Consider the following 25,799-nt stretch of genomic DNA (forward strand, 5'->3'; position numbering starts at 1 on the left):
TACGTCCATTCCTGTGATTGCCTTGGGAGAGCACCTTGCCCCGCGTACCCACCGTGACCCCCGATGCACCGGCATTGCTGGTGCAACTGTCCGACAGCCATCTGTTTGCCGAGGCCGACGCCACGCTGGTGGGCATGAACACCCGCGAGAGCTTGCAACGGGTGATCGGCCTGGTGCGCGAGCAGCAGCCCCGGATCGACTTGCTGCTGGCCACGGGGGACTTGTCCCAGGACGGTACGCTGGCGTCCTATCAGCACTTCAGGGAGATGACCGCACCCTTTGGCGTGCCGGCGCGCTGGATTCCCGGCAACCACGATGAGCCGCAGATCATGGCCCACGCCGCCCTGCACAGCGACCTGCTGGAACCGGTGGTCGACGTCGGCAATTGGCGCATTACCCTGCTCGACTCCGCCGTACCCGGTTCGGTGCCGGGTTATCTGCAGGACAGCCAGCTGCAACTGCTGGCTCAAGCCTTGAGCGAAGCGCCGCACCGCCATCATCTGGTGTGTTTCCACCATCATCCGGTGCCCGTCGGCTGTGCGTGGATGGAACCCATCGGCCTGCGCAACCCCGAGGCACTGTTTGCCGTGCTGGACCGTTTCCCTCAGGTCCGGGCCTTGCTCTGGGGGCATGTGCACCAGGAGATCGACCGCGAGCGCAACGGCGTGCGCCTGCTGGCGTCGCCGTCCACCTGCATCCAGTTCACGCCGGGCAGCGAGGACTTCAACGTCAGCACCGAGGCGCCGGGCTATCGCTGGCTGCGTCTGCATACCGACGGGCGGTTGGAGACCGGGGTGGAACGGGTCAAAGGCTTTGCCTTTACCGTGGATTACGCCAGCAACGGCTACTGAAGGTGGGAGGGGAAGACAGGGGACTCACCACTCCGATCCCTGTAAACTGCGCCTTTTTGGCGCAAGCACGGAGAGCCCGGCATGTCCGCTTCGATCCTGTATATCCACGGTTTCAACAGCGCGCCTGCGTCGAACAAGGCCAGCCAGTTGATCCGCGTGATGGACACCCTCGGCCTGGCCGACCAACTGCGCGTGCCGGCCCTGCATCACCACCCTCGCCAGGCGATTCCTCAATTGGAGGCGGCCATCGCAGAACTGGGGCGGCCGCTGCTGGTCGGCAGCTCGCTCGGCGGCTACTATGCAACCTGTCTTGCCGAGCGCCATGGCCTCAAGGCGCTGCTGGTCAACCCGGCGGTCAGCCCCCATCGGATGTTCGACGGTTACCTGGGCACCCAGAAGAACCTCTATACCGATGAAACCTGGGAACTGACCCACGATCACGTCACGGCGCTGGCCGAGCTGGAAGTCCCGGCGCCCCAGGATGCCGCGCGTTATCAGGTGTGGTTGCAGACCGGGGACGAAACCCTGGATTATCGCCTCGCCCAGCAGTATTACCGGGCCTGTGCCTTGCGCATCCAGGCCGGTGGCGACCACGGTTACCAGGGGTTTGCCCGGCAGTTGCCGGCGTTGTTGAGCTTTGCCGGCATTGGCGCGGATCAGTATCAATCCTTCGATTTCTCGGCACTGTAATTGCCTTGGAAACCGCAGGTCACTTTTTAATCGAACGACTCACGACGAGACCCCATGGCCACTCCCAGCGCTAGCTCTTATAACGCCGACGCCATCGAAGTCCTCTCGGGCCTCGACCCGGTGCGCAAACGCCCCGGCATGTACACCGACACCAGTCGGCCGAACCACCTTGCCCAGGAAGTCATCGACAACAGCGTCGACGAAGCCTTGGCCGGGCACGCCAAGTCGGTGCATGTCATTCTCCACGCTGACCACTCCCTGGAAGTGTCCGACGACGGTCGCGGCATGCCGGTGGACATTCACCCGGAAGAGGGGGTGTCGGGCGTCGAGTTGATCCTCACCAAGCTGCACGCCGGCGGCAAGTTCTCCAACAAGAACTACCAGTTCTCCGGTGGCTTGCACGGTGTCGGTATTTCCGTGGTCAACGCCCTGTCGACGTTGGTGCGGGTGCGGGTCAAGCGCGACGGCAACGAATACGAGATGACCTTCGCCGATGGCTACAAAGCCACCGACCTGCAGGTGATCGGCACCGTTGGCAAGCGCAACACCGGCACCAGCGTGTACTTCGCCCCGGACCCGAAATACTTCGATTCGCCGAAATTCTCCGTCAGCCGCCTCAAGCATGTGCTCAAGGCCAAGGCCGTGTTGTGCCCGGGCCTGCTGGTCACCTTTGAAGACAAAGGCAGCGGCGAAAAGGTCGAGTGGCACTACGAAGACGGCCTGCGCTCCTACCTGGAAGACGCCGTCAGCGATTTCGAACGCCTGCCCAACGAGCCGTTCTGCGGCAGCCTGGCCGGGAACAAAGAAGCCGTCGACTGGGCGCTGCTGTGGCTTCCCGAAGGCGGCGACAGCGTGCAGGAAAGCTACGTCAACCTGATCCCCACCGCCCAGGGCGGCACCCACGTCAACGGCTTGCGCCAGGGCCTGCTCGACGCCATGCGCGAGTTCTGCGAATACCGCAGCCTGCTGCCGCGCGGCGTGAAGCTGGCGCCGGAAGACGTGTGGGAGCGCATCGCGTTCGTGCTGTCGATGAAAATGCAGGAGCCGCAATTCTCCGGCCAGACCAAAGAGCGTTTGTCGTCCCGCGAGGCGGCGGCGTTTGTCTCCGGTGTGGTCAAGGATGCGTTCAGCCTGTGGCTCAACGAGCACCCGGAATTGGGCCTGGCCCTGGCGGAGCTGGCGATCAACAACGCCGGCCGTCGTCTCAAGGCCAGCAAGAAGGTCGAGCGCAAACGCATCACGGCGGGCCCGGCACTGCCGGGCAAGCTGGCCGATTGCGCCGGGCAGGACCCGATGCGCTCCGAGCTGTTCCTGGTGGAAGGTGACTCCGCTGGCGGTTCCGCCAAGCAAGCGCGGGACAAGGAATTCCAGGCGATCCTGCCGTTGCGCGGCAAGATCCTCAACACCTGGGAAGTCGACGGCAGCGAAGTCCTGGCCAGCCAGGAAGTGCACAATATTGCCGTGGCCATCGGCGTCGACCCCGGCGCGGCGGACATGAGCCAGTTGCGCTACGGCAAGATCTGCATCCTCGCCGACGCCGACTCCGACGGTCTGCACATCGCCACCTTGCTGTGCGCGCTGTTCGTGCAGCACTTCCGCCCGTTGGTGGACGCCGGTCACGTCTACGTCGCGATGCCGCCGCTGTACCGTATCGACCTGGGCAAGGAGATTTTCTACGCCCTCGACGAAGGCGAGCGCGATGGCATCCTCGACCGCCTGATCGCCGAGAAGAAACGCGGCAAGCCGCAGGTCACGCGATTCAAAGGCCTGGGTGAGATGAACCCGCCGCAACTGCGCGAAACCACCATGGACCCGAACACGCGGCGCCTGGTGCAGTTGACCCTGGACGACTTCGCTGCCACTTCGGAAATGATGGACATGCTGCTGGCGAAGAAACGCGCGCCGGACCGCAAGTCCTGGCTGGAGTCCAAGGGCAACCTCGCCGAGGTCCTGGGCTGATGCGTACAGGTTTCGCTCTGGCGATCCTGATGTTGAGCGGGTTGGCGGCCACCCAGGCGGTCGCCGCGCCCGTGGCTGAGCTCAAGCTGGTGTCCGAACACCCGGTGGACGGCATGCGCGGCGGTAACCTGTCGGGCCTGGCTTTGTGTGGCAACGCGTTGTGGACGGTTTCCGACCGCGACGACGACCAGATCTACCGCCTGGATATCAGCGCGCCGACCTGGCAGGCCGAAACGGTGAAGCTCGACGTGCCGCCCGTGCCTGACTCCGGCCTGCCCTGGGGGCTGCGTTCGCGCACCAAGGCGGCGTCGCTGATTCGCGGCGGCGACCTGGATTTTGAAGGCATCGGCTGCGATGCCGCGGGTAACCGCTACGTGGTCAGCGAAGCCCATGCGGCGGTGCTGAAAGTGCCGGCGAGCGGTGCGCCCGAGTGGTTGAAGATCGCCCCCGGCATGGTGCGTGAGGCCCGCGCCAGCGGCATGTTGCTGCATTTCAATGCGTTGTTCGAAGGCCTCGCGGTGAACCCCGAGGGCAATCAGATCTGGCTGGCGGCGGAGCGTGAACGGCGCGGGCTGATTTCCATCAAGCGCCAGCAAAGCGTGTGGGATTGCGCGGGCGCGTGCGTGCTGTTGAGCGAGGCCGGCCAGGAAGTGCAGCCGGCACAGTTTCCCAGTGCCAAGGCGGTGTCCAAGGACTTTTCCGACCTGGCGCTGTTCAACGGTAAGTTGTTTACCCTGGAGCGCAATGCGTTCCAGATTTGTCGGCGCGATGCGGTCACGGCCAAGGTCGAGCTGTGCTGGTCGTTCGCCGACGAGACCCTGACGCCCGAACGGCGCTACGCCCAGCCTTATGGCCTGGCCGAAGCCCTGGTGCTGGACGCAGACGGTGCCTGGTTGGGCATCGACAATAATTTCGGCGCCCGCGCCGATGGCGAAAAACGCCCGGTGGTCTATCGTTTCGCCGCCCCCGCCGGTGGCTGGAGCGCCCAGCCATGAGCCACCCCTGTTTTGAATTGACCCGGCGCCGCGGCATTTCCGCTGCGCCTTACCAAACAATGATGAGGCCCGCATGAGTGACATCCTCGCAGACAGCTTAGACGGCGTAGAACGCCGGTCGCTGGCTGACTTCACCGAAAATGCCTACCTCAACTACTCCATGTACGTGATCATGGACCGTGCCTTGCCGCATATCGGCGACGGCCTGAAGCCCGTACAACGGCGCATCATCTACGCCATGAGTGAGTTGGGCCTGGACGCTGATTCCAAGCACAAGAAGTCGGCGCGTACCGTCGGTGACGTGCTCGGTAAGTTCCACCCCCACGGCGACTCGGCCTGCTATGAAGCCATGGTGCTGATGGCCCAGCCGTTCAGCTACCGCTACACGCTGGTGGATGGCCAGGGGAACTGGGGTGCGCCGGATGATCCCAAGTCTTTCGCGGCCATGCGTTACACCGAGGCGCGCCTGTCGCGTTATTCGGAAGTGCTGCTCAGCGAACTGGGCCAGGGCACCGCGAACTGGGGCCCGAACTTCGACGGCACCCTCGACGAGCCCCTGGTGTTGCCGGCACGTTTGCCGAACATCCTGCTCAATGGCACCACCGGCATTGCCGTCGGCATGGCCACCGACGTACCGCCGCACAACCTGCGGGAAGTCGCCACGGCCTGCGTGCGCTTGCTCGATGAACCCAAAGCCACGGTCGAGCAGCTCTGCGAGCACATCCAGGGCCCGGATTACCCGACCGAAGCGGAAATCATCACGCCGCGTGCCGACCTGCTGAAAATGTACGAAACCGGCAAGGGCTCGGTGCGTATGCGCGCCGTGTACCACGTCGAAGACGGCGACATCATCGTCACCGCGTTGCCGCATCAGGTGTCCGGCGCCAAGGTGCTGGAACAGATCGCCGCGCTGATGCAGGCCAAACCGTCGAAATTGCCGCAGGTCGCTGACCTGCGCGACGAGTCCGACCACGAAAACCCGTGCCGCATCGTGATTATTCCGACCAACAGCCGGGTCGACCATGAAGTGCTGATGCAGCATCTGTTCGCCAGCACGGACTTGGAGTCCAGCTACCGGGTCAACATCAACATCATCGGCCTGGACGGCAAGCCGCAGCTGAAGAACCTGCGCAATCTGCTGGTGGAGTGGCTGGAGTTCCGCGTCCAGACCGTGCGTCGTCGCCTGCAGTTCCGCCTGGACAAGGTCGAGCGCCGCCTGCACCTGTTGGACGGCTTGCTGATTGCCTACCTCAACCTGGATGAAGTGATCCACATCATCCGTACCGCCGAGCACCCGAAAGCCGAGCTGATCGCGCGTTTCGAGCTGAGCGAGATCCAGGCCGACTACATCCTCGACACCCGCTTGCGTCAGTTGGCGCGACTGGAAGAAATGAAGCTGCGCGACGAACAGGACGCGTTGCTCAAGGAGCAAGCCAAGCTGCAAGCCCTGCTGGGCAGCGAAACCAAGCTCAAGAAGCTGGTGCGCAGCGAGCTGATCAAAGACGCCGAGACCTATGGCGACGACCGCCGTTCGCCGATCGTTGAGCGCGCCGAAGCGAAAGCGCTGACAGAAACCGAGCTGCTGCCAAACGAGAAAATTACTGTCGTTCTGTCGGAAAAGGGTTGGGTCCGTTCCGCCAAGGGGCATGATATCGATGCGACCGGCTTGTCGTACAAGGCTGGCGACGGCTTCAAGACCGCCGCCGCCGGGCGGTCCAACCAGTTTGCGGTGTTTATCGACTCCACCGGGCGCAGTTACTCGGTGCCGGCCCACACCTTGCCGTCTGCGCGCGGGCAGGGCGAGCCGTTGACCGGGCGCCTGACGCCGCCACCGGGGGCGAGTTTCGAATGCGTGCTGCTGCCGGACGACGACTCGCTGTATGTGATCGCCTCCGACGCGGGTTACGGCTTTGTGGTCAAGGGTGAAGACCTGCAGGCCAAGAACAAAGCCGGTAAAGCATTGTTGAGTCTGCCGAATAACGCCAAGGTGATCCTGCCGCGGCCGGTGGATGATCGCGAGGGTAATTGGCTGGCGTCGGTGACCACGGAAGGGCGTTTGCTGGTGTTCAAGATCAGCGACCTGCCGCAGTTGGGCAAAGGCAAAGGCAACAAGATCATTGGTATTCCCGGCGAGCGGGTGGCCAGTCGCGAAGAGTACGTGACAGACATCGCAGTGATCCCGGAAGGCTCTACCCTGGTGCTACAGGCCGGCAAGCGCACGTTGTCGCTGCGCCCTGACGACCTTGAGCACTACAAGGGCGAGCGTGGCCGACGCGGTAATAAACTGCCTCGTGGCTTCCAGCGCGTGGATGCTTTACTGGTGGAAACGCCGGTTTAGCGCGGATTAGAGCTCTTGATCTACGATTTAACGCGTAGATCGACGCTTTCGCGCTGGAGTCATGGCGCATATTCACGGATGATATGGCCTTTCCAGCGCCGGCGTGGCCGAGCGTGTTTAGGTTATTTTTAGTATTACATTGTGGTTTGCCTTGTGGCAGCCGCCTGGATGGGATGATGACTGCTCCACGCCTTCCTTTTATTTTTATGCTCGCTGGCCTTCTGGGGTTGGCGGGTTGCAGCACGCACCAGCCGGTGTCGCTGTACCAGCTGGACAGCGGAAGTCCCGCTCAGCCAGCTCAATCGGCCGGCATGGCCGTCTTGCTGGGCCCGGTCGTCGTCGCTGACTACCTGCAACGCGAAACATTGCTGCAACGTCAGAACGACGGCAGCCTGCAAGGTTCCACCGATGGTCGTTGGGCGGGTAGTTTGTCGTCCGACATCAATCAGTTGATGTTGCGCCAGGTGGCGGGTCAGTTGGACAGTCAGCGTGTGGTCCTGGCGCCCGCGCCCGCCGGTTTTTCCCCGGATGTGCAGGTGTTGCTGACCATTACCCGACTCGACTCCGGCACCTCGCAACCGGCGATCCTCGATGCGCAATGGCGCTTGATCGACCGCCGCGGCCAGGTGCGTGATAGCCGCATCGTGCATCTGCAGGAAGAGCATGCCGGCACCACGGCGTCCCAGGTCCAGGCCCAGGGCGTGCTGTTGCAGCATCTGGCGCAGCAGTTGTCGGTGGCCCTCAAGCCATTGGCCAACCAGCCACCAGTTGCCGAGGCGCCGCGCAAGCAAGCGCCGGTACAGGCCAAGCCGGCGGCTCCGGGGAAACCGAAAATGCCGATGGCTACGCCGATCCGCACGGATATGGAAGTGTTCAGGTTCTGATCTGAATGGCTCCAACCCAAAAGGCCCGCTTATTCAGCGGGCCTTTTTGTTTGTGCGCGATTTACTTGAGGCTTGTGGAGTCCAAATGTGGGAGGGGGCTTGCCCCCGATAGCGATGTGTCAGTTGCCGCCGTTTTGACTGACGCGCCGTCATCGGGGGCAAGCCCCCTCTCACATGTCAGTCAGGGCTTGGCACGGGACTCGTGCATCCGCGCCAATTGCCGCTCCAGCATCGACGGATACGGCTCCATCAAGCGCTCTACGCAACTGGCGCCCTCGGGGCTGGCAATCGGACGGATGCGCGCGCGTTGGCGGATCAGCGTGTCTTCGCTGATCTTGCGCTCCACCAGCAGCAGGTTGCGGCTGTGTTGGGACAGGGCCAAGGCGTCCTGTGCGATTTCGGTCAGCAGCAGGTCGATCTGGCTCATGCCGAACAGGTCGTCGCCAACGGTCAGGCCCAGTTGCAGTTGCAGCGTGATGCCGCTGTCGGCCACTTCGATCTGCAACTCATGGCCCAGGGCGCGCAGCAGTTCGCCGCAGCAGATGGCGTTGGTCAGGTAGTCTTCGCCGCTGTCTTCGCTGTGGAACAGCATCAGTGTGCTGCCATCGTTCAGGGTGTGCAGCTCGCTCTGGTAGAGCGAGGCGGCCTGGTCGAGGCAGTCGCGGTAGCGTTCCAGCAATTCCGTCAGGCGGGCGCGGGGCAGGCGGCGCAGTTGGTCCTGGGCACCCAGTTGCACGGCCAGGACCGCACTGTGTTGGGGTTCGGCGTTCTTTGCGGGCACGGGCTTCGGCGCGATGGCCGGGCTGCTGGCTGAGGTGTCGCGCAGGTCGGCGAACGGGTCTTCGTCGTCCAGCTCGTCTTCTTCGGCCTTGATTACATGGCGTGGCGCAGGCTTCAGGCCCGCGACCGGCGCGCTTTCGTCAAAGCCCGGGTCACGCAGGTTGCGCACTTCAAAGGCAGGTTCGTCGTAATCGCTGTCGTCGAACTCGGGCTCGGGCTCGGGTTCAACCTCGTGTACCACCGGTTCCGGGGCGAAGCTGGCGTGAAGCTGGCGCGCAAGGTCGCCGATCTCGTCCTGACGATCGGTGGCCGGGGTGTGCTCGTCGATATCCCGCAGCCAGATGCGCAGTTGCATCAACGGCGTGGAGATATGCCGCCCCAGGCGCAGGCTCAAGGCCAGGGCCAGCGCCAGCAGGATCGCGCTGAGGATGCCCATGCTTTGCAGGCTGATGGTCATCGGCTGCTGGAATTGCTGCATGTCCAGGCTGATGCGCAATTGGCCGGCTTTCACATCCTGAAACGTGATATTGCTCTGGTACAGGCCTTCGGCCTCTCCCAGCAGGCCGTTTTTCGGGCGTTGCCCGGCTTCGGCCATGATCCGGTTGTCCACGCTGTAGATGGCGGCGTGGGCCACCAGCGGGTTCTTGGTCAGGTTGTTGAGCAGCACGTTGAGGCTGAGGATGTCGTTGGACACCAGCAGCTCGGTCGCCGAGGTGGCGGTCTGGGTGGTCAAGCTCTCGCCCAGGGCATCGGCTTGTTCGTGCATGGCCTGTTTGAACTGCAAACCCATCACGCAGGCGTAGATCACCAGGGCCAGGGCGACCAGGATCACGTTATGGCTGGCGATGCGTAATGCGATCGGTACACGGCGGTGGCGCAGTGCCCGGAAGATCAGCAGGAAGAAGTTGTCGGTTTTTACTGGCGTGGGCCGGTTCACTTGAGCTCGGCTCTTTAGTCCGTGAAGTTGACGCGCAGTATAGCGACAGGCCCAAGACCGGCAAAGCGCTGGCTGTGCCCGATGGTCACTGAAAGTGGGTAGAATGCGGTTTTTTTCCAGCCTGGGGGTGCGCTTTGCGCGAAATTGTCCTGATTAACATCACGGGGGAAGACCGGCCAGGTCTGACCGCCGCCATTACCGGGGTTCTGGCCCAGGGTGGTGTGAACATTCTCGACATCGGCCAGGCGGTGATCCACGACACCCTGTCCTTCGGGATTCTGGTGGAAATCCCCAGCACCGAGCAGGCGTCGTCTGTCCTCAAGGACATCCTGTTTACCGCGTACAAGCTGGATCAGCAGGTGCGTTTCACCCCGGTGTCCGAAGAGGATTACCGGCATTGGGTGTCCGGCCAGGGCAAAAAACGCCATATCGTGACCTTGCTGACCCGCAAGGTGACGGCCGAGCAGTTGCAGCGCGTCAGCTCGATCACCGCGCAATATGGCTTGAATATCGACCATATCGACCGTCTGTCGGGCCGCATGCCATTGGACACGCCAGATGACCAGGGCAAGGGCTGCATCGAGTTTTCCGTGCGCGGCGAACCGGCCGATCCCCAAGCCTTGCGTGCCGACTTCCTGAGCGTGGCCCAAGAGCTGAATGTCGATATCGCCTTCCAGGAAGATTCGCTGTTCCGCCGCAACCGCCGCCTGGCGGTGTTCGACATGGACTCCACGCTGATCGAAGCCGAAGTCATCGACGAACTGGCCAAGGCTGCCGGTGTGGGTGAGCAAGTCTCCGCGATCACCGAGCGCGCCATGGCCGGCGAGCTGGATTTCCGCGCCAGCTTCAAGGAGCGCCTGGCGTTGCTTAAGGGCCTGGATGTCAGCGTGCTGGATTCGATCGGCGCCTCCCTGCGCCTGACCGAAGGCGCCGAAACCCTGTTCGCCGAACTCAAGCGCCTGGGCTACAAGACTGCGATCCTGTCCGGCGGCTTCAGCTACTTCGCCAAGCAATTGCAGGCCAAGCTGGGCATCGACTATGTGTTCGCCAACGAGCTGGAAGTGGTGGATGGCAAGGTGACCGGCGTGGCCGTGGAGCCGATCGTCGACGCGCAGCGCAAGGCCGACTTGCTGCGGGAATTGGCTCACAAGGAAGGTTTGCGTCTGGAGCAGACCATTGCGGTCGGCGACGGTGCGAATGACTTGCCGATGCTGGCGATTGCCGGGTTGGGCGTGGCGTTCCGCGCCAAGCCGCTGGTCAAGCAATCGGCCAAGCAGGCGATTTCGACCCTTGGGTTGGACGGTGTGTTGTATTTGCTGGGCTTTCGCGACCGCGACGGGCAGCTCTAACTGAAACAATGCGCTTAAAAATGTGGGAGGGGGCTTGCCCCCGATGGCGGTGGTTCAGCTACAAATAAGTGACTGACCCACCGCTATCGGGGGCAAGCCCCCTCCCACATTGGATCTTTGCAGGTTTCGGATCAGGCTTTCGGCAATGCGATACCCTGGCCCATCTGCACTGGCGAACCCGCCACCAGTGTTTCTGCCCACTTCACCTGATCCGGCCCGAACAGCACGATCGCGGTCGAACCCAGCTTGAAGCGACCCAGCTCTGCGCCTTTCTCCAGGTGAATCGGCGCACGCGCGGCTTCGTCGTAGCGGAAGGTTTTCAGCTCGCGCTTGGGCGGCGTGACCAGGCCGGCCCACACGGTTTCGATCGACGCCACAATCATCGCGCCCACCAACACCACGGCCATCGGGCCGCGTTCGGTGTCGAACAGGCAGACAACCCGCTCGTTACGCGCAAACAGCTCCGGCACGTTTTCGGCGGTGGTCTGGTTGACCGAGAAAATCCGCCCTGGCACGTAGACCATCTCGCGCAAGGTGCCCGCCAGTGGCATATGCACCCGGTGGTAGTCTTTCGGCGACAGGTAAATGGTGGCGAAATCGCCGCCCATGAACGGTGCAGCCATGGCCGCATCGCCGCCCAGCAATTCCAGCACGCTGAAGCTGTGGCCCTTGGCCTGGAACACGCGACCATGCTCGATCGGGCCGAGCTGGCTGACTGCGCCATCGGCTGGGCTCAGCACGGCGCCCGGGGTTTGATCGAGTGGGCGCGCGCCGTCTTTCAGGGCGCGGGTGAAGAACGCGTTGAAGTGTTCGTAGGCGCTCAGGTCTTCAACCAGGGCCTGGGACATGTCCACTTGATAGCGCTTGGCGAACCAGGCGGTGAAGGCGTTCTTGAACCAGCGCACGCGGCACTCGGCAATGCAGCCGGCCAGGCGCGACAGCAAGTGGTGCGGCAGCAAGTACTGGCTGAGGATGAACAACTGCTTTTTCATTAACTGTCCTTAAACCTTAAATCTCGACGGGGGTGTCGGGGTGGTTGCCCCATTCGCCCCAGGAACCGGCATAACCTTTGACTCGCGGATAACCGAGCGCCTTGGCCACCAGGTAGGTGAAGCCAGAGCGGTGATGAGTCTGGCAGTGGGTGATGATTTCTTTGTCGCGGGTCAGCCCGAGGTTTTCGAGGATCTGCGGCATGTCGCGGCGGATGCGCAGGTTGCGCGCCTTGTCCATGCCGGCAGTCCACTCGAAGTTCACGGCGCCGGGGATGTGACCGCCCTTGGCTGCCAGGACCTTTTCGCCGGAATATTCCAGCGGGCCGCGTGCGTCCCAGATGCCCAGGTCGGCGGCGCCGAGACGGCTTTGCAGGTATTCGCGGGTCGCGGTGGGGCCGTCATGCAGGGTGAGGCTGACAGGCCCGCCAGCCGGGGCCGGCACCTCGGTGGACAGCGGGAGCGGGTCTGCCAGCCACGCCAGCAGGCCGCCGTCGAGGTAGTGGTATTTCGTGTGGCCGATCACGTCGAGCAGCCAGATGAAACGTCCGGCCCAGCCACCGCCTTCGTCGTCGTAGACCACGTAGGTCGCGTCCGGGGTGTGGCCCAGCTCTCCGAACAGTTTTTCCAGGTCTGCCTTGTTCGGCAACAGGCCGGGGGCTGGCGGCTGGCCCAGTTGGGTGCGCTTGGGGTCAACGAAATGCGCGCCGGGGATATGCCCTTCGGCGTAGCGGGCGGCGCTGGTGAGGTCCACCAGAATCAGTTGGTCGGCATCAAGGCGGCCAAGCAGGTCGCTGGGTTCGATCACCAGCGGCAAGCCAGAGAAGTCAGGCATGTGAGGTCTCCTGGGCACAAATGTTGGCGATAAAAGAGGGCGATTGTAGCGCAAGCATCAGCCGGTGCGGTTGGTAAAGCTGTGCAGGGCTTTCTCGATGCATTGAGCGGTTTTGCCGAAGGCCTGCACGGTGGTTTCCGAGAACGGCCCGCCGCCCTGGTCGGCGATCATCAGCATGACCACCCGGCCGTTGCAGCTCAGTGAGCGCAACAGCAGGTGTTCACCGTTGAACAGGCGACGCAGGATCGGCGGCAACAGGGCGGCAAATTGCGCGTGATTGTCGGGCATGAGGCGCACCTGGGCGGATTTTTCCAGCATGCGTTGCAGCAGCGTGCTGTTGACCACGTCGAGGCTCAAGTTGGCGGCGTCCTTCGGCAGGCCGGCGGCCTGGTGGACGCGCAGGGTGCTCAGGGCGCGATCGGCCATGAACAGCAAGACGCGCTGCATGCCGCTGGCCTCCAGGGCTTCCTTGGCGCAGGTGGTCAGGTGCATGGCGTTGGCGAAGCGGCTTGGCTCCACCAGCAGTTCGGTGCAACGGCTGCGCCAGACGGCCAGGGCCTCGGCGGTCGGCGGCGGTGCGGGCAGCAGGCCGCGATGGATTTTCTGTACATTCCACGGCCAGATCAGCGACAGCGCCGGGTGCCAGAGGTCGGGCATCAGGGTTGCGCGAGCGCTGATCACCGCTTGCTGGTGAACCTGTTGCTGCACCTCGCTCAACGGCTGTTGCAGGTACAGCGCGGTGAGGTATTGCCAGCGCTCGGTATGCGGGCAGGTCCAGGATTCCTGGGCCGACATCGCCAGGCCGTTGGCCAGCAACACCGTATTGGCCGGCTGGTTCAGCCAGCGCCGCAAACTGGGTTCGGCATCCAGCAGTTGTTGCTGGCGCAGTGGGTCGTCTTCCCGGGCGATGCGCAATGCCTTGACCAGCAAGCGTTGCTCGGTCAGCAGCAGGTGATAGCCCTGGGATACCCAGATCGGCAGGTGCCAGGTTTCGGTCAGGCCAAGGCACAGGTCGAGCAGGCGCACGCCGAACAATTCCTGTTCGACCTGACGCGCCGATTGGCCTTTGTGGATCACCCGCAGTTCCCATTCTTCCAGGAGCTTGGGGTAGGCCACCGCCATTGGCCACAACGGCGCCAGGAACAGCAGGCTGCCCCAATGAATGTCTTGCCACAACCGCGCCAGGCGGCTGGCGAACAAGCCGCTGGCTTGCTGCGACGCGTGGCGGCTGACCAGCACCAGTTGGCGAAAGGCGACGGGGATTTCATTCATCGGCACCGACGGCAGCCGTTCCAGCAGGTCCTCGGCGCGTTTGAGGCCGAGACGGTTAAGCGCCACCTCAAGGTTTTCTGCCGGTTCCGCCATGCTGCCATGGGTGTGGCTGTTGGCCTCGCGCATTACGCTGAGTACCAGCGACGGGCTGTTCTGCATCAGCTCGGCAATATCTCGCAAAGAACTGCGGCTATCGCGGATGGCTTTGCACACGCGCTCGTGGCTGGCCTGGGGGACGGGCAACCGGACTTCGTCCAGGCACTTGATCCAAGCGGCGAGAGAGATGGGTCTTACAGATGGGGCTGTCTTTTCATTGGCCATGATTGGGGCGCGATCATCACTTACTTCAACACGCCCTGAACGGGCCGAACTGGCTTTTCGCCTTGACGGCCTATAGTCTGGCGCAGTTTTGCCGATAAGTAGAACAAGAGTTTTTCAGTTACCCCAAATATGTCCATGAACCCGACGGCGCAAGTACAAAACCCCTATGGCTAAAATAATCGGCATCATCGTCGTCCTTGCAAGTGTGCTCGGTGGCTATGTCCTGTCTCACGGCAAGATTGCTGCGTTGATCCAGCCCTTCGAAGTGATGATTATTGGCGGCGCGGCATTCGGCGCATTCTTGCAGGCCAACCCCGGCTACATGACCATGCACGTGATCAAGAAGTCGCTGGGCATGTTCAGCTCGCGCTTCTCCCACACCTTCTACATGGAAGTGCTGGGCCTGGTTTATGAGATCCTCAACAAGAGTCGCCGTGAAGGCATGATGGCCATCGAAGCGGACATCGAAGACGCTGCAGCGAGCCCGATTTTCGCCAAATACCCGGCAGTGCTCAAAGACGAGCGCATGACCGCCTACATCTGCGATTACCTGCGCATCATGTCCTCCGGCAACATGGCTCCCCATGAGCTGGAAGGCCTGTTCGACATGGAACTGTTCAGCCTCAAGGAAGAGCTGGAGCACCCGTCCCACGCCGTCACCGGTATTGCCGACGGCATGCCCGGCTTCGGTATCGTTGCGGCGGTACTCGGTATCGTGGTGACCATGGCCTCCCTCGGCGAGGGCGACCAGGCGGCCATCGGCATGCACGTAGGTGCGGCGCTGGTGGGTACGTTCTTCGGTATTCTCGCGGCCTACGGTTTCTTCGGTCCGCTCGCCACCTCCCTGGCCCACGATGCCAAGGAAGAAGTCAATCTGTATGAAGCGATCAAGGCCAGCCTGGTGGCTTCGGCCTCCGGCATGCCGCCTTCGCTGGCGGTGGAATTCGGTCGCAAGGTGCTGTATCCGAAACATCGCCCGAGCTTTGCCGAGTTGGAACAAGCGGTTCGCGGTCGCTAAGCCATGGAAAACAACCAGCCGATAATCATCAAGCGCGTCAAGCGCTTCGCTGCGGGGCACCATGGTGGCGCCTGGAAAATCGCCTTCGCCGACTTTGCAACGGCGATGATGGCGTTCTTCCTGGTGCTGTGGCTGATGTCCACCGCGACCCCCGAGCAGAAGATCGCCATCGCCGGTTACTTCAAGGACCCGATTGGCTTCTCGGAAAGCGGTACGCCCTTCGTGATCGACCTGGGCGGTTCGCCGCAGTTGGCGCCGGAGCGCACCATCAACCCTGAGGTCAAGACCGAGGCGCCGCAGGAAAAAATTCCGATCGAGCGCGACACCGTCGAGAGCCTGGCCGAACAGGTCGAGCAGGAACGCCTCGAATTGTTGCTGAAGGAATTGCAGACCAAGGTCGAAGAAAACCCGCAGTTGCTGAAATTCAAGGACCAGATTTCCTTCGAGATCACGCCGGATGGCTTGCGCATCCAGATCACCGACGCCGCCAACCGGCCGATGTTCGACTCTGGCAGTGCGCGGTTGAAGCCGTACTTTGAAGACATCCTGCTGGCCATGGCCGATACCATCAAGGCGGTGCCGAACAAGATCAGCATCAGCGGCCACACCGATGCCAAGCCGTATTCGGGGCAGGGCGACTTCGGCAACTGGGAGCTTTCGGCCAACCGCGCCAACGCCGCCCGACGTGCGCTGGTGGCCGGCAGCTACCCGGACTCGCAGGTGGCGCGGGTGGTGGGTTTCGCCTCGTCGCAGCTGTTTGATCCGAAGGACCCGTTCAACCCGATCAACCGTCGGATCGATATCGTCGTGCTGACCAAAAAGGCCCAGCGCGCGATTGAAGGTGATCAGCCGCCACCGCCCCCAGATACGGGCACGCAGGGCGGTGCACCGGCCGACCCGAACGCGATCCCGCCGGGGCAGGAGCCGTTGCCGGCGCATGAGCTGCGGCAGAAGCTGAATCTGTTCGAAGGTGGCGGGATGAAAGACCCTACGGTGCCGGGTACGGGATCGTAAGCTGTATACGACAAGGCCGCGATAAACGCGGCCTTGTCGTATGTGCTGTTTAGTAACTGCTCTCGGGCAAACTCGCAATAATCGACCGATAGCTGTTCATCCGTTGCTGCTGCACGCGGCCATCTTCCAACGCCTTGAGCAGAGCACAACCGGGTTCGCGGTCGTGTTTGCAGTCGCGGAAGCGGCAGGTGCCGATCAGGTCGTTGAACTCGATGAAGCCGGCTTCCACGTCGCTGCGGCTGACATGGCCGAGGCCGAATTCACGAATGCCCGGGGAGTCGATCAGCTCACCGCCGCCAGGGAAGTGGAACAACCGCGCGGTGGTGGTGGTGTGGGTGCCCTGGCCGGACAGCTCCGACAGCGGGCCGACACGGGTGTCGACTTCCGGCAGCAGGCTGTTGACCAGCGAGGACTTGCCCACGCCAGACTGGCCGACGAACACGCTGATGCGCCCGTCCAACTGGTGTTGCAGCTGTTCCATGCCATTGCCGTGATGGGCCGACACTTCCAGCACCGGGTAACCCAGGGTGCGGTAGACCGCCAGCAACGCGTTGAGCGCCGGGGCGTTCTGTTCGTCGATCAGGTCGAACTTGTTCAGCAGCAACAGCGGGCGAATGCCGGCATGCTCGGCGGCGACCAGGTAACGGTCGATCAGGTTGGCATGAGGCTCGGGCAGTGGTGCGAAGACGATGACGATCATGTCGACGTTGGCCGCCACCGGCTTCAACTGGCCGCGGCTGTCGGGACGGCGCAGTTCGGTGGTGCGGGGCAGTTGCGCGACGATCACGCCGATGCCTTGGTTGCCGGCACGCCACACCACTCGGTCGCCGGTCACCAGCGCCGGCAGGTTGGCACGCAGGTGGCAGCGGAAGACCTGGCCGGCGAGTTCGCCTTCGAGCGCCTCGACCTCGACCTGCACACCAAAGTGCGCGATCACCAGGCCCGTTTGTTCGGGGCCCAGGTCGCCGCCCTCGAGCGCTTCCACGGCGGAGGATTCACGTTTGGCGGCGCGTGCGGCGCGTTCGCCCTGAATCTTTTCGATGCGCCAGTTTTGGCGACGGTTGAGCTGGCGTTTGGCCATTGGTGTTCCGTGTCGATAATGCAAAGGTTGGGTGAAACGGTCGCGAGTCTAGCACGGCCCCGCCTGCTAAACTGCGCAGCTACGCCAAGGTGCCAAGAGAATCAAGCCATGCAAAACCCACAGAATCTGATTTGGATCGATCTGGAAATGACCGGTCTGAACCCCGACACCGACGTCATCATCGAGATGGCGACCATTGTCACCGACAGCAACCTCAACACCTTGGCCGAAGGTCCGGTGATCGCCATCCACCACAGCGACGCTGTCCTCGCCACCATGGACGAGTGGAACACCCGCACCCACGGCAACTCCGGCCTGACCCAGCGCGTGCGCGACAGCCGTGTCAGCATGGCCGAAGCCGAAGCCGAAACCATCGCCTTCCTGGAAAAGTGGGTGCCCAAGGGCAAGTCGCCGATCTGCGGTAACAGCATCTGCCAGGACCGCCGCTTTCTTTATAACCACATGAAGGCGCTGGAAAGCTACTTCCACTACCGCAACCTGGATGTGTCCACGCTCAAGGAGCTGGCCGCGCGCTGGGCGCCGGAAGTCAAAGACAGCTTCCATAAAGGCAGCACTCATTTGGCGCTGGATGACATTCGTGAGTCGATCGCCGAGTTGCAGCACTACCGCAAGCACTTCATCAAGGCTTGATGCTGGGGGCGCCTCGGTCTTTCGCCAAGCGCCCTCTTTTGGTGCCGTCAGCAAATGATTAGACTGCGCGCCTCTTTGTAAGGATCGCCATCATGCTGCTGATGCTCTACCTCGTCGCCATCACCGCCGAAGCTATGACTGGCGCCTTGTCTGCCGGTCGGCGCGGCATGGATTGGTTTGGCGTGGTGCTGATCGCCTGCGTGACGGCGTTGGGTGGCGGTTCGGTGCGCGATGTGCTGCTCGGGCATTACCCGCTGACCTGGGTCAAGCACCCGGAATACCTGGTGCTGACCTCCGTCGCCGCGCTGGTGACGATCTTTATCGCGCCGCTGATGCGCCGCCTGCGCTCGCTGTTTCTGGCGCTGGATGCCGTGGGGTTGGTCGCCTTTACCCTGATCGGCTGCATGACCGCCCTGGAAATGGGCCACGGTATGTTGGTGGCGTCGGTCAGTGGCGTGATCACCGGGGTGTTCGGTGGGATCCTGCGGGATATTTTCTGCAACGACATCCCGCTGATCTTTCGCCGTGAGCTGTACGCCAGCGTGTCATTCCTCGCCGCTTGGTTCTACTTGCTGTGCCTTTACCTGCAATTGCCGGGCGAGCAGGCGATTATGCTCACCCTGTTCAGCGGCTTTCTCCTGCGCCTGCTGGCGATCCGTTTTCACTGGGAAATGCCCAAGTTCATCTACAACGACGACGTTCACTGACGCTCGGCGTGCTGTTTCAGCGCCCATTCCACATGTTCGCGCACCAGCTCCGACGGATAGTCCCGGCGCGCCTTCAAGGCTTCCAGCACCGGAATGCTCGATGGCGCATTGCCCAGGCCTACCGCCAGGTTGCGCAGCCAGCGCTCGTAACCTGCGCGGCGTAGGGGCGAGCCTTCGGTGCTGCTGAGGAATTTTTCCTCGTCCCACATGAACAGTTCGGCCAGTTGTGCGTTATCCAGGTTGTGTCGTGGCTTGAAATCGCTTTCGGCGGTGGTGCGGGCGAAACGATTCCATGGGCAAACGATCTGACAGTCATCGCAACCGAAAACCCGGTTGCCGATCAGCGGGCGCAAGTCTTCGGGGATCGCGCTCTTGAGTTCGATGGTCAGATAGGAAATACAGCGCCGCGCGTCCAGCACGTAGGGCCCGACGAACGCGTTGGTCGGGCAGATATCCAGACAGGCGGTACAGCGGCCGCAGTGCTCGGTGGCGTGGGGCGGATCGACCGGCAGCGGCAAGTCGACAAACAACTCGCTGAGGAAGAAGTAGCTGCCGGCCTTGCGATTGAGGACCAGGGTGTTTTTGCCGATCCAGCCCAGCCCGGCTTTCTCGGCGATGGCTTTCTCCAGCACCGGCGCGCTGTCGACAAAGGCGCGAAAGCCGAAGGGGCCGATTTGTGCCTGGATGCGTTCGGCCAGTTGCTGCACGCGCTTGCGGATCAGTTTGTGGTAGTCGCGGCCCAGGGCGTAACGGGAGATGTAGGCTTTTTCCGGTTGGGCCAGCCGTTGCGCCATGTGCGTGTCGCCGGGCAGGTAATCCATGCGCAGTGAGACCACGCGTAAGGTGCCCGGCACCAATTCATCGGGGTGCGAGCGTTTGCTGCCGTGGGCGCCCATGTATTCCATCTCGCCGTGGTAGCCCGCGTCGAGCCAGCGTTGCAGGTGCTGTTCATGCTCGGCCAGGTCCAGGCCGCTGATGCCGACTTGTTGGAAGCCCAGCTCGCGGCCCCAGTCTTTGATCGATTGGGCGAGCGCGGGCAGATCGGAAGTAATAGCAGGCATGAGACACGGGAAACCACAGGTTAGATGAGTATAATTCTGCCAGACATCGGAGCTTGAAGACGCATGCCGCAGACAAAACACGCAATAACCGACGTTCAGCCCCTGTTGCCCGGCAATTTGCCGCAACTGGCTGCGCGTTCCCCGGACGCCCATAAAGGCCGTTTCGGTCATCTGCTGGTCATCGGCGGCGACCGAGGCTTTGGCGGCGCTGCGTTGCTCAGTGCCGAAAGTGCGCTGCGCAGCGGGGCGGGCATGGTGTCCCTGGCGACTCGCCTTGAACATGTGCCCGCCGCGCTGGCGCGCCTGCCGGAAGTCATGAGCGTCGGCGTGAGTTCGGCCAACCAATTGATGGGTTTGCTCGAAAAGATCTCGGTTATCGTCATTGGCCCGGGCCTGGGCCATGCCGCCTGGGGCAAGAGCCTGCTGTCCGTCGCCGCCAACGCCAAGCAGCCGCAAGTCTGGGACGCCGATGCCTTGAACCAGCTGGCGACCGGCAGCGTCAGCCTTCCCGCCAACTGCGTGATCACCCCGCATCCGGGCGAAGCGGCGCGCTTGATGGGTATTTCGACAGCTGAGGTTCAGGCGGATCGTCTTAACGTGGCGCGCGCGTTGAGCCAGAAATTCAATGCAGTGGCTATTCTCAAGGGGGCGGGCAGTCTGATCGCCTGCCCGGACGGTCGCGTCGCGCGATGTGACCAAGGCCATCCGGCCATGGCGACCGCGGGGCTCGGCGACGTATTGGCCGGCCTGGTGGGCGCGTTACTGGCACAAGGCATGCCCGCTTATGAAGCCGGCTGCCTGGCCGTGTGGCTGCACGCCACGGCCGGAGCCCGGCAGGGCACCTTTGGCCGCGGCCTGGCGGCCAGTGACCTGATACCTGCCATCCGTCAATTGCTCGAGGAACAGTCGCCGTGTCTGAAGTAAACCTTTTCCTGGCGGATGAAGCGGCAATGGTCGCCTTCGGTCATCGGATTGCCCAGGTGACAGGCGGCGCGGGGCTGATCTTTCTCGAGGGCGACCTGGGGGCGGGCAAGACCACGCTGTCGCGGGGCATCATTCGCGGGTTGGGCCATGCTGGGGCGGTGAAAAGTCCGACCTTTACGCTGGTCGAGCCTTATGAGATCGGGGCGACAAGGGCCTTCCACTTTGATCTCTATCGTCTGGTGGACCCCGAAGAGCTGGAGTACATGGGGATTCGGGATTATTTCGAGGATGACGCGCTGTGCCTGATCGAGTGGCCAGATAAAGGCACAGGCTTTTTGCCAAAGCCGGACCTGACCATTACCATTACGCCGCATGAGCACGGACGTCGGCTGAAGTTGTTGCCCCAGGGTGCGCGCGGTGAGTCGTGGTGCGCTGCTCTGGCATTGGAATTCAAATAATTGGTGGGGTTAGGTATGCGCTTTCGCGCGTTGGTTGCTGTCGTAGGGGTGTTGCTTGCGGCAATGACTGTCAATGCTCTGGCTGCTTCACAGGTGAAGAGTGTTCGCCTGTGGCGAGCGCCGGATAACACGCGACTGGTGTTCGACCTGTCTGGCCCGGTCCAGCACAGCGTCTTTACCCTGACGGCGCCTGATCGCCTGGTGATCGACATCAACGGTGCGACCCTGGCCGCGCCGCTGAAAATCTCCACTGCCAACACGCCGATTACCAGCATGCGTTCGGCCCAGCGCACGCCGACCGATCTGCGCGTGGTCATCGACCTGAAAAAGGCCGTGACCCCGAAAAGTTTCTCCCTGGCGCCCAACGCCCAGTACGGCAACCGCCTGGTGGTCGACTTGTTCGACAACGCCGCCGATGCCGCACCGCCGCCCGCGCCGACGCCGAGCGTGGCGACCGTACCGGCCGTGCCGGTCAACCCGTCGCAACCGCAGGTCAAGTTGCCACCGCCGCCGCCGGCGCCAGCGGGTAAACGCGACATCATCGTGGTGATCGACGCCGGTCACGGCGGTGAAGACCCGGGCGCTTCCGGTTCGCGTGGCCAGCATGAAAAAGACGTGGTGTTGGCCATCGCCCGTGAACTGCAGCGCCAGGTCAGCGGTATGAAAGGCTATCGCGCCGAGCTGACCCGTACCGGCGACTACTTCATCCCGTTGCGTGGCCGCACCGAAATCGCGCGCAAGAAGGGCGCCGACCTGTTCGTCTCGATCCACGCCGACGCCGCGCCGTCGGCCGCCGCCTTCGGCGCCTCGGTGTTTGCCCTGTCGGATCGCGGCGCCACGTCCGAGACGGCCCGCTGGCTGGCCGACAGTGAAAACCGTTCCGACTTGATCGGCGGGGCCGGCAACGTGTCCCTCGACGACAAAGACAAGATGCTCGCCGGTGTACTGCTCGACCTGTCGATGACCGCCTCGCTGACCTCCAGCTTGAACGTCGGGCAGAAAGTCCTGAGCAACATCGGCCGTGTGACATCGCTGCACAAACAACGCGTGGAGCAGGCCGGGTTCATGGTGTTGAAATCGCCGGACATCCCGTCGATCCTGGTGGAAACCGGGTTTATCTCCAACTCCAACGAAGCCTCGAAACTGGCCAGCGCCAGCCACCAGCAGGCATTGGCACGTTCCATCAGCGCCGGCGTGCGCCAGTTCTTCCAGCAGAACCCGCCGCCGGGCACGTATATCGCCTGGCTGCGCGACTCCGGGAAAATCGCCCAGGGCCCGCGTGACCATCGCGTCCAGCCGGGCGACACCCTGGCGATGCTGGCGGTGCGTTTCCAGGTGTCGCCTGCGACGTTGCGCAGCGCCAACAACCTGAAAACCGATGAGCTGAAAGTCGGCCAGGTGTTGACCATCCCCGGCACTGAATTGGCGGCACAGTAATGAGCGAATCGATCCTCAACAGCGGCTCGCGCATCGAACTGCTCAGCCCGCGCCTTGCCAACCAGATTGCGGCGGGCGAGGTGGTCGAGCGGCCGGCGTCGGTGATCAAGGAGTTGCTGGAAAACAGCATCGACTCCGGCGCCAAGCGCATCGATGTCGACGTGGAGCAAGGCGGCGTCAAGCTGCTGCGGGTGCGTGACGACGGCAGCGGCATCTCCTCCGATGACCTGCCGCTGGCCCTGGCGCGGCACGCCACCAGCAAGATTCGCGACCTGGAAGACCTTGAGCGGGTGATGAGCCTGGGCTTTCGCGGTGAGGCCCTGGCCTCGATCAGTTCCGTGGCGCGCCTGACCCTGACCTCCCGCACGCGCAGCGCCGACCAGGCCTGGCAAGTGGAAACCGAAGGCCGCGACATGGCGCCTCGGGTCCAGCCGGCTGCGCATCCGGTGGGCACTTCGGTGGAAGTGCGTGACCTGTTCTTCAACACCCCGGCGCGGCGCAAATTCCTCAAGGCCGAGAAAACCGAATTCGATCACCTGCAGGAAGTCATCAAGCGCCTGGCCCTGGCGCGCTTCGACGTGGCATTCCACCTGCGCCACAACGGCAAGACCATCCTCAGCCTGCACGAAGCCAACGACGACGCCGCGCGCGCTCGGCGGGTGGCGGCGGTGTGCGGCGCGGGGTTCCTGGAGCAGGCGCTGCCGATTGAAATCGAACGCAATGGCCTGCGCCTGTGGGGTTGGGTGGGGTTGCCGACGTTCTCTCGCAGCCAGGCGGACTTGCAGTATTTCTTTGTGAACGGCCGGGCGGTGCGCGACAAGCTGGTGGCCCACGCGGTGCGCCAGGCGTATCGCGACGTGCTGTTCAATGGGCGGCACCCGACGTTTGTGCTGTTTTTCGAGGTCGACCCATCGGTGGTCGACGTCAACGTACACCCGACCAAGCATGAAGTGCGCTTCCGTGACGGGCGCATGGTGCATGACTTCCTCTACGGCACCTTGCACCGCGCGCTGGGCGATGTGCGCCCGGATGACCAACTGTCCGCGCCGATCGTGACGGCGGTGGTTCGTCCGAGCGGCCCGCAAGCCGGCGAGTTCGGCCCGCAGGGCGAAATGAGCCTGGCGGGCAACCTGCTGCAGTCGCCGCAACCCCAGCCGAGCTACACGGCGCCGGGCTCGGGTTCGGGGGCGGGCTATCAGTATCAATACACCCCGCGTCCGCAATCGGCGGTGCCGGCGGCCGAGGCCCAGGCGGCCTATCGTGAATTCTTTGCGCCGCTGCCGGGCGCCGAGCCGAGCGCGGTCGCGTTGCCCGAAGGTGGCGGGGATATTCCGCCGCTGGGTTATGCATTGGCGCAGCTCAAGGGCATCTACATCCTTGCGGAAAACGCCCACGGCCTGGTGCTGGTGGACATGCACGCGGCCCACGAACGGATCATGTACGAGCGTCTGAAAATTGCCATGGCCAGCGAAGGCCTGAGCGGTCAGCCGCTGTTGGTGCCGGAATCCCTGGCGGTCAGCCAGCGCGAAGCCGATTGTGCCGAAGAGCACGCCAGCGTGTTCCAGAAACTCGGTTTTGAACTGCAACGCCTGGGCCCGGAAACGCTGGCGATCCGCCAGATTCCCGCGTTGCTCAAGCAAGCCGAGGCCAACCGGTTGGTGGCCGACGTCTTGGCGGACCTGATGGAGTACGGCACCAGTGACCGTATCCAGGCGCACATCAACGAACTGCTCGGCACCATGGCCTGCCACGGCGCGATCCGCGCCAATCGCCGCCTGGCCTTGCCGGAAATGAACGGCCTGCTGCGCGACATGGAAAACACCGAGCGCAGCGGACAATGCAACCATGGCCGACCGACCTGGACCCAAATGGGCCTGGACGATCTGGACAAACTGTTCTTGCGCGGCCGCTGATGAGTGCCTTGCCCCCCGCGATCTTCCTGATGGGCCCCACGGCCGCCGGCAAGACCGACCTGGCTATCGAGCTGAGCAAAGTGCTGCCCTGCGAGCTGATCAGCGTCGACTCGGCCCTGGTTTATCGCGGTATGGACATCGGCACGGCCAAGCCTTCGAAGGAGTTGCTGGCGCAGTATCCGCACCGCTTGATCGACATCATCGACCCTGCGATGAGCTATTCGGCGGCGGATTTCCGCAGCGATGCCCTGGCGGCCATGGCCGATATCACCGCGCGCGGCAACATCCCGCTGCTGGTGGGCGGCACGATGCTCTACTACAAGGCTTTGCAGGAAGGCCTGGCGGATATGCCGCCGGCCGACGCCCAGGTGCGCGCCGAGCTTGAAGAAGAAGCGGCGCGCCTTGGCTGGCAAGCCCTGCACGAGCAACTGGCGGCGGTCGATCCGGTGTCCGCCGCGCGCATCCACCCCAACGATCCGCAGCGCCTCAGTCGAGCTCTGGAAGTCTGGCGGGTAAGTGGTCAGACCATGACCGAGCATCGGCAGCGACAATCTGCGCAAAGTGCTGACGCAGGCGCATCGGGGCGGTCACAATTGCCCTATACTGTGGCGAATCTGGCGATTGCTCCGGCAAATCGCCAGGTGCTGCATGAACGAATTGCACAAAGATTCACAATTATGTTGGAACAGGGGTTCGTGGAGGAGGTCGTAGCACTGCGTTCAAGAGGTGACCTGCATCCGGGGTTGCCTTCGATACGTGCTGTAGGCTATCGCCAAGTCTGGGATCATCTGGATGGCAAGCTGACGTCAGCCGAAATGCAGGAGCGCGGCATCATTGCCACGCGCCAATTGGCGAAGCGCCAGTTCACCTGGCTGCGCAGCTGGAGCGATTTGCACTGGCTGGACAGCCTGGACAGCGACAATCTGTCACGCGCCTTGAAATACTTGGGAACGGTCTCCATATTGAGCTGAGTCCTTGCAATTGCCGTCTATCCTTGGGGGTGTGACGGCCATAAGCTATTTATTTTCCGATTTTTTATTATTGATCCTTAAAGGAGTGCGGCACATGTCAAAAGGGCATTCGCTACAAGACCCTTACTTGAATACTTTACGTAAAGAGAAAGTGGGGGTTTCCATCTACCTGGTCAACGGTATCAAACTGCAAGGTACGATCGAATCGTTCGACCAGTTCGTTATCCTGCTGAAAAACACCGTCAGCCAAATGGTTTACAAGCACGCTATCTCGACAGTCGTTCCCGTCCGTCCAATCCGTCTGCCTAGCGCGACTGATGGCGAACAGGGTGACGCTGAGCCAGGTAACGCCTGATAGGAGTCT

The 25,799-nt window shown here is 62.8% G+C and carries 23 protein-coding genes; 17 read left to right on the plus strand and 6 right to left on the minus strand.

The features are described from left to right. The first annotated feature begins 35 nt into the window (after positions 1–35). The 6 genes from cpdA to C8K66_RS23660 all read left to right on the plus strand — a co-directional run bounded on the left by cpdA (position 36) and on the right by C8K66_RS23660 (position 7,717). Positions 36–851, plus strand: a complete 816-nt coding sequence (cpdA, locus tag C8K66_RS23635; RefSeq protein ID WP_108526094.1) for a 3',5'-cyclic-AMP phosphodiesterase — start codon at positions 36–38, stop codon at positions 849–851. Between the two features lie 81 nt (positions 852–932). Beyond that, positions 933–1,541: a YqiA/YcfP family alpha/beta fold hydrolase gene (locus C8K66_RS23640; protein WP_017849777.1), complete on the plus strand. Its 609-nt coding sequence runs from the start codon at positions 933–935 to the stop codon at positions 1,539–1,541. Between the two features lie 54 nt (positions 1,542–1,595). Then, the gene (parE, locus tag C8K66_RS23645; protein ID WP_046384916.1) at positions 1,596–3,500 is read left to right on the plus strand and encodes a DNA topoisomerase IV subunit B; all 1,905 of its coding nucleotides are present in this window, start codon (positions 1,596–1,598) and stop codon (positions 3,498–3,500) included. Continuing rightward, on the plus strand, positions 3,500–4,495 hold the full coding sequence (locus C8K66_RS23650) for an esterase-like activity of phytase family protein (protein ID WP_108526096.1): 996 nt from the start codon (positions 3,500–3,502) through the stop codon (positions 4,493–4,495). The genes parE and C8K66_RS23650 overlap by 1 nt, the downstream gene beginning before the upstream one ends. 73 nt (positions 4,496–4,568) lie before the next feature. Beyond that, on the plus strand, positions 4,569–6,833 hold the full coding sequence (gene parC, locus C8K66_RS23655; protein WP_017849774.1) for a DNA topoisomerase IV subunit A: 2,265 nt from the start codon (positions 4,569–4,571) through the stop codon (positions 6,831–6,833). A 173-nt stretch (positions 6,834–7,006) separates the two neighbouring features. After that, a complete protein-coding gene (locus tag C8K66_RS23660; protein ID WP_026140384.1) occupies positions 7,007–7,717 on the plus strand; it encodes a membrane integrity-associated transporter subunit PqiC in 711 nt (236 codons plus the stop codon). Between the two features lie 181 nt (positions 7,718–7,898). On the opposite strand, the gene C8K66_RS23665 is transcribed toward C8K66_RS23660, so the two are convergent. Further along, the gene (locus C8K66_RS23665; RefSeq protein WP_057003671.1) at positions 7,899–9,434 is read right to left on the minus strand and encodes an AhpA/YtjB family protein; all 1,536 of its coding nucleotides are present in this window, start codon (positions 9,432–9,434) and stop codon (positions 7,899–7,901) included. A gap of 134 nt (positions 9,435–9,568) precedes the next feature. Between C8K66_RS23665 and serB the strand changes: the two genes are divergently transcribed. Then, positions 9,569–10,783: a phosphoserine phosphatase SerB gene (serB, locus tag C8K66_RS23670; protein WP_017849771.1), complete on the plus strand. Its 1,215-nt coding sequence runs from the start codon at positions 9,569–9,571 to the stop codon at positions 10,781–10,783. A 131-nt stretch (positions 10,784–10,914) separates the two neighbouring features. On the opposite strand, the gene asd is transcribed toward serB, so the two are convergent. From asd to C8K66_RS23685, 3 genes are read right to left on the minus strand one after another with little or no spacing between them, the layout of a single operon-like run. Continuing rightward, a complete protein-coding gene (gene asd, locus C8K66_RS23675) occupies positions 10,915–11,775 on the minus strand; it encodes an archaetidylserine decarboxylase (protein ID WP_108526098.1) in 861 nt (286 codons plus the stop codon). A 16-nt stretch (positions 11,776–11,791) separates the two neighbouring features. Beyond that, positions 11,792–12,607, minus strand: a complete 816-nt coding sequence (gene rhdA / locus C8K66_RS23680) for a thiosulfate sulfurtransferase (RefSeq protein ID WP_017849769.1) — start codon at positions 12,605–12,607, stop codon at positions 11,792–11,794. A gap of 57 nt (positions 12,608–12,664) precedes the next feature. Further along, positions 12,665–14,200: an HDOD domain-containing protein gene (locus tag C8K66_RS23685; RefSeq protein ID WP_108526100.1), complete on the minus strand. Its 1,536-nt coding sequence runs from the start codon at positions 14,198–14,200 to the stop codon at positions 12,665–12,667. Between the two features lie 166 nt (positions 14,201–14,366). On the opposite strand from C8K66_RS23685, the gene motA reads away from it, so the two are divergent. Together motA and motB are read left to right on the plus strand one after the other, a co-directional pair. Beyond that, positions 14,367–15,218, plus strand: coding sequence for a flagellar motor stator protein MotA (gene motA / locus C8K66_RS23690; RefSeq protein ID WP_046384911.1), 852 nt, complete (start codon positions 14,367–14,369; stop codon positions 15,216–15,218). Between the two features lie 3 nt (positions 15,219–15,221). After that, complete coding sequence (gene motB, locus C8K66_RS23695; RefSeq protein WP_046384910.1) at positions 15,222–16,232, plus strand: flagellar motor protein MotB; 1,011 nt, start codon at positions 15,222–15,224, stop codon at positions 16,230–16,232. 49 nt (positions 16,233–16,281) lie between these two features. Here motB and rsgA read toward each other — a convergent pair whose 3' ends face one another. Continuing rightward, complete coding sequence (rsgA, locus tag C8K66_RS23700) at positions 16,282–17,313, minus strand: small ribosomal subunit biogenesis GTPase RsgA (protein ID WP_017849765.1); 1,032 nt, start codon at positions 17,311–17,313, stop codon at positions 16,282–16,284. Between the two features lie 108 nt (positions 17,314–17,421). Between rsgA and orn the strand changes: the two genes are divergently transcribed. Both orn and C8K66_RS23710 read left to right on the plus strand, forming a co-directional pair. Next, positions 17,422–17,964, plus strand: a complete 543-nt coding sequence (orn, locus tag C8K66_RS23705) for an oligoribonuclease (RefSeq protein ID WP_017849764.1) — start codon at positions 17,422–17,424, stop codon at positions 17,962–17,964. Between the two features lie 89 nt (positions 17,965–18,053). Beyond that, on the plus strand, positions 18,054–18,671 hold the full coding sequence (locus C8K66_RS23710; RefSeq protein WP_169850564.1) for a trimeric intracellular cation channel family protein: 618 nt from the start codon (positions 18,054–18,056) through the stop codon (positions 18,669–18,671). On the opposite strand, the gene queG is transcribed toward C8K66_RS23710, so the two are convergent. Further along, positions 18,665–19,732 (minus strand): tRNA epoxyqueuosine(34) reductase QueG, encoded by a 1,068-nt coding sequence (queG, locus tag C8K66_RS23715; protein WP_046490718.1) that lies wholly within the window; start codon positions 19,730–19,732, stop codon positions 18,665–18,667. The genes C8K66_RS23710 and queG overlap by 7 nt on opposite strands. A 63-nt stretch (positions 19,733–19,795) precedes the next feature. Here queG and C8K66_RS23720 point away from each other — a divergent pair, with 63 nt between their 5' ends. The 6 genes from C8K66_RS23720 (at position 19,796) to hfq (ending at position 25,790) form a co-directional block, all read left to right on the plus strand. Then, positions 19,796–20,656: an NAD(P)H-hydrate dehydratase gene (locus C8K66_RS23720; protein ID WP_108526103.1), complete on the plus strand. Its 861-nt coding sequence runs from the start codon at positions 19,796–19,798 to the stop codon at positions 20,654–20,656. Then, on the plus strand, positions 20,644–21,114 hold the full coding sequence (tsaE, locus tag C8K66_RS23725) for a tRNA (adenosine(37)-N6)-threonylcarbamoyltransferase complex ATPase subunit type 1 TsaE (protein WP_046490714.1): 471 nt from the start codon (positions 20,644–20,646) through the stop codon (positions 21,112–21,114). Before C8K66_RS23720 ends, tsaE begins: the two co-directional genes overlap by 13 nt. A gap of 15 nt (positions 21,115–21,129) precedes the next feature. Next, complete coding sequence (locus tag C8K66_RS23730; protein ID WP_057003674.1) at positions 21,130–22,551, plus strand: N-acetylmuramoyl-L-alanine amidase; 1,422 nt, start codon at positions 21,130–21,132, stop codon at positions 22,549–22,551. Beyond that, positions 22,551–24,464, plus strand: a complete 1,914-nt coding sequence (gene mutL / locus C8K66_RS23735) for a DNA mismatch repair endonuclease MutL (protein ID WP_017849758.1) — start codon at positions 22,551–22,553, stop codon at positions 24,462–24,464. Before C8K66_RS23730 ends, mutL begins: the two co-directional genes overlap by 1 nt. After that, positions 24,464–25,435 (plus strand): tRNA (adenosine(37)-N6)-dimethylallyltransferase MiaA, encoded by a 972-nt coding sequence (gene miaA / locus C8K66_RS23740; protein WP_017849757.1) that lies wholly within the window; start codon positions 24,464–24,466, stop codon positions 25,433–25,435. Before mutL ends, miaA begins: the two co-directional genes overlap by 1 nt. Before the next feature lie 94 nt (positions 25,436–25,529). Further along, on the plus strand, positions 25,530–25,790 hold the full coding sequence (gene hfq, locus C8K66_RS23745; RefSeq protein ID WP_017849756.1) for an RNA chaperone Hfq: 261 nt from the start codon (positions 25,530–25,532) through the stop codon (positions 25,788–25,790). Positions 25,791–25,799: the final 9 nt, after the last annotated feature.

Source organism: Pseudomonas sp. GV105 (genome assembly GCF_003058185.1).
GTDB lineage: Bacteria > Pseudomonadota > Gammaproteobacteria > Pseudomonadales > Pseudomonadaceae > Aquipseudomonas > Aquipseudomonas veronii.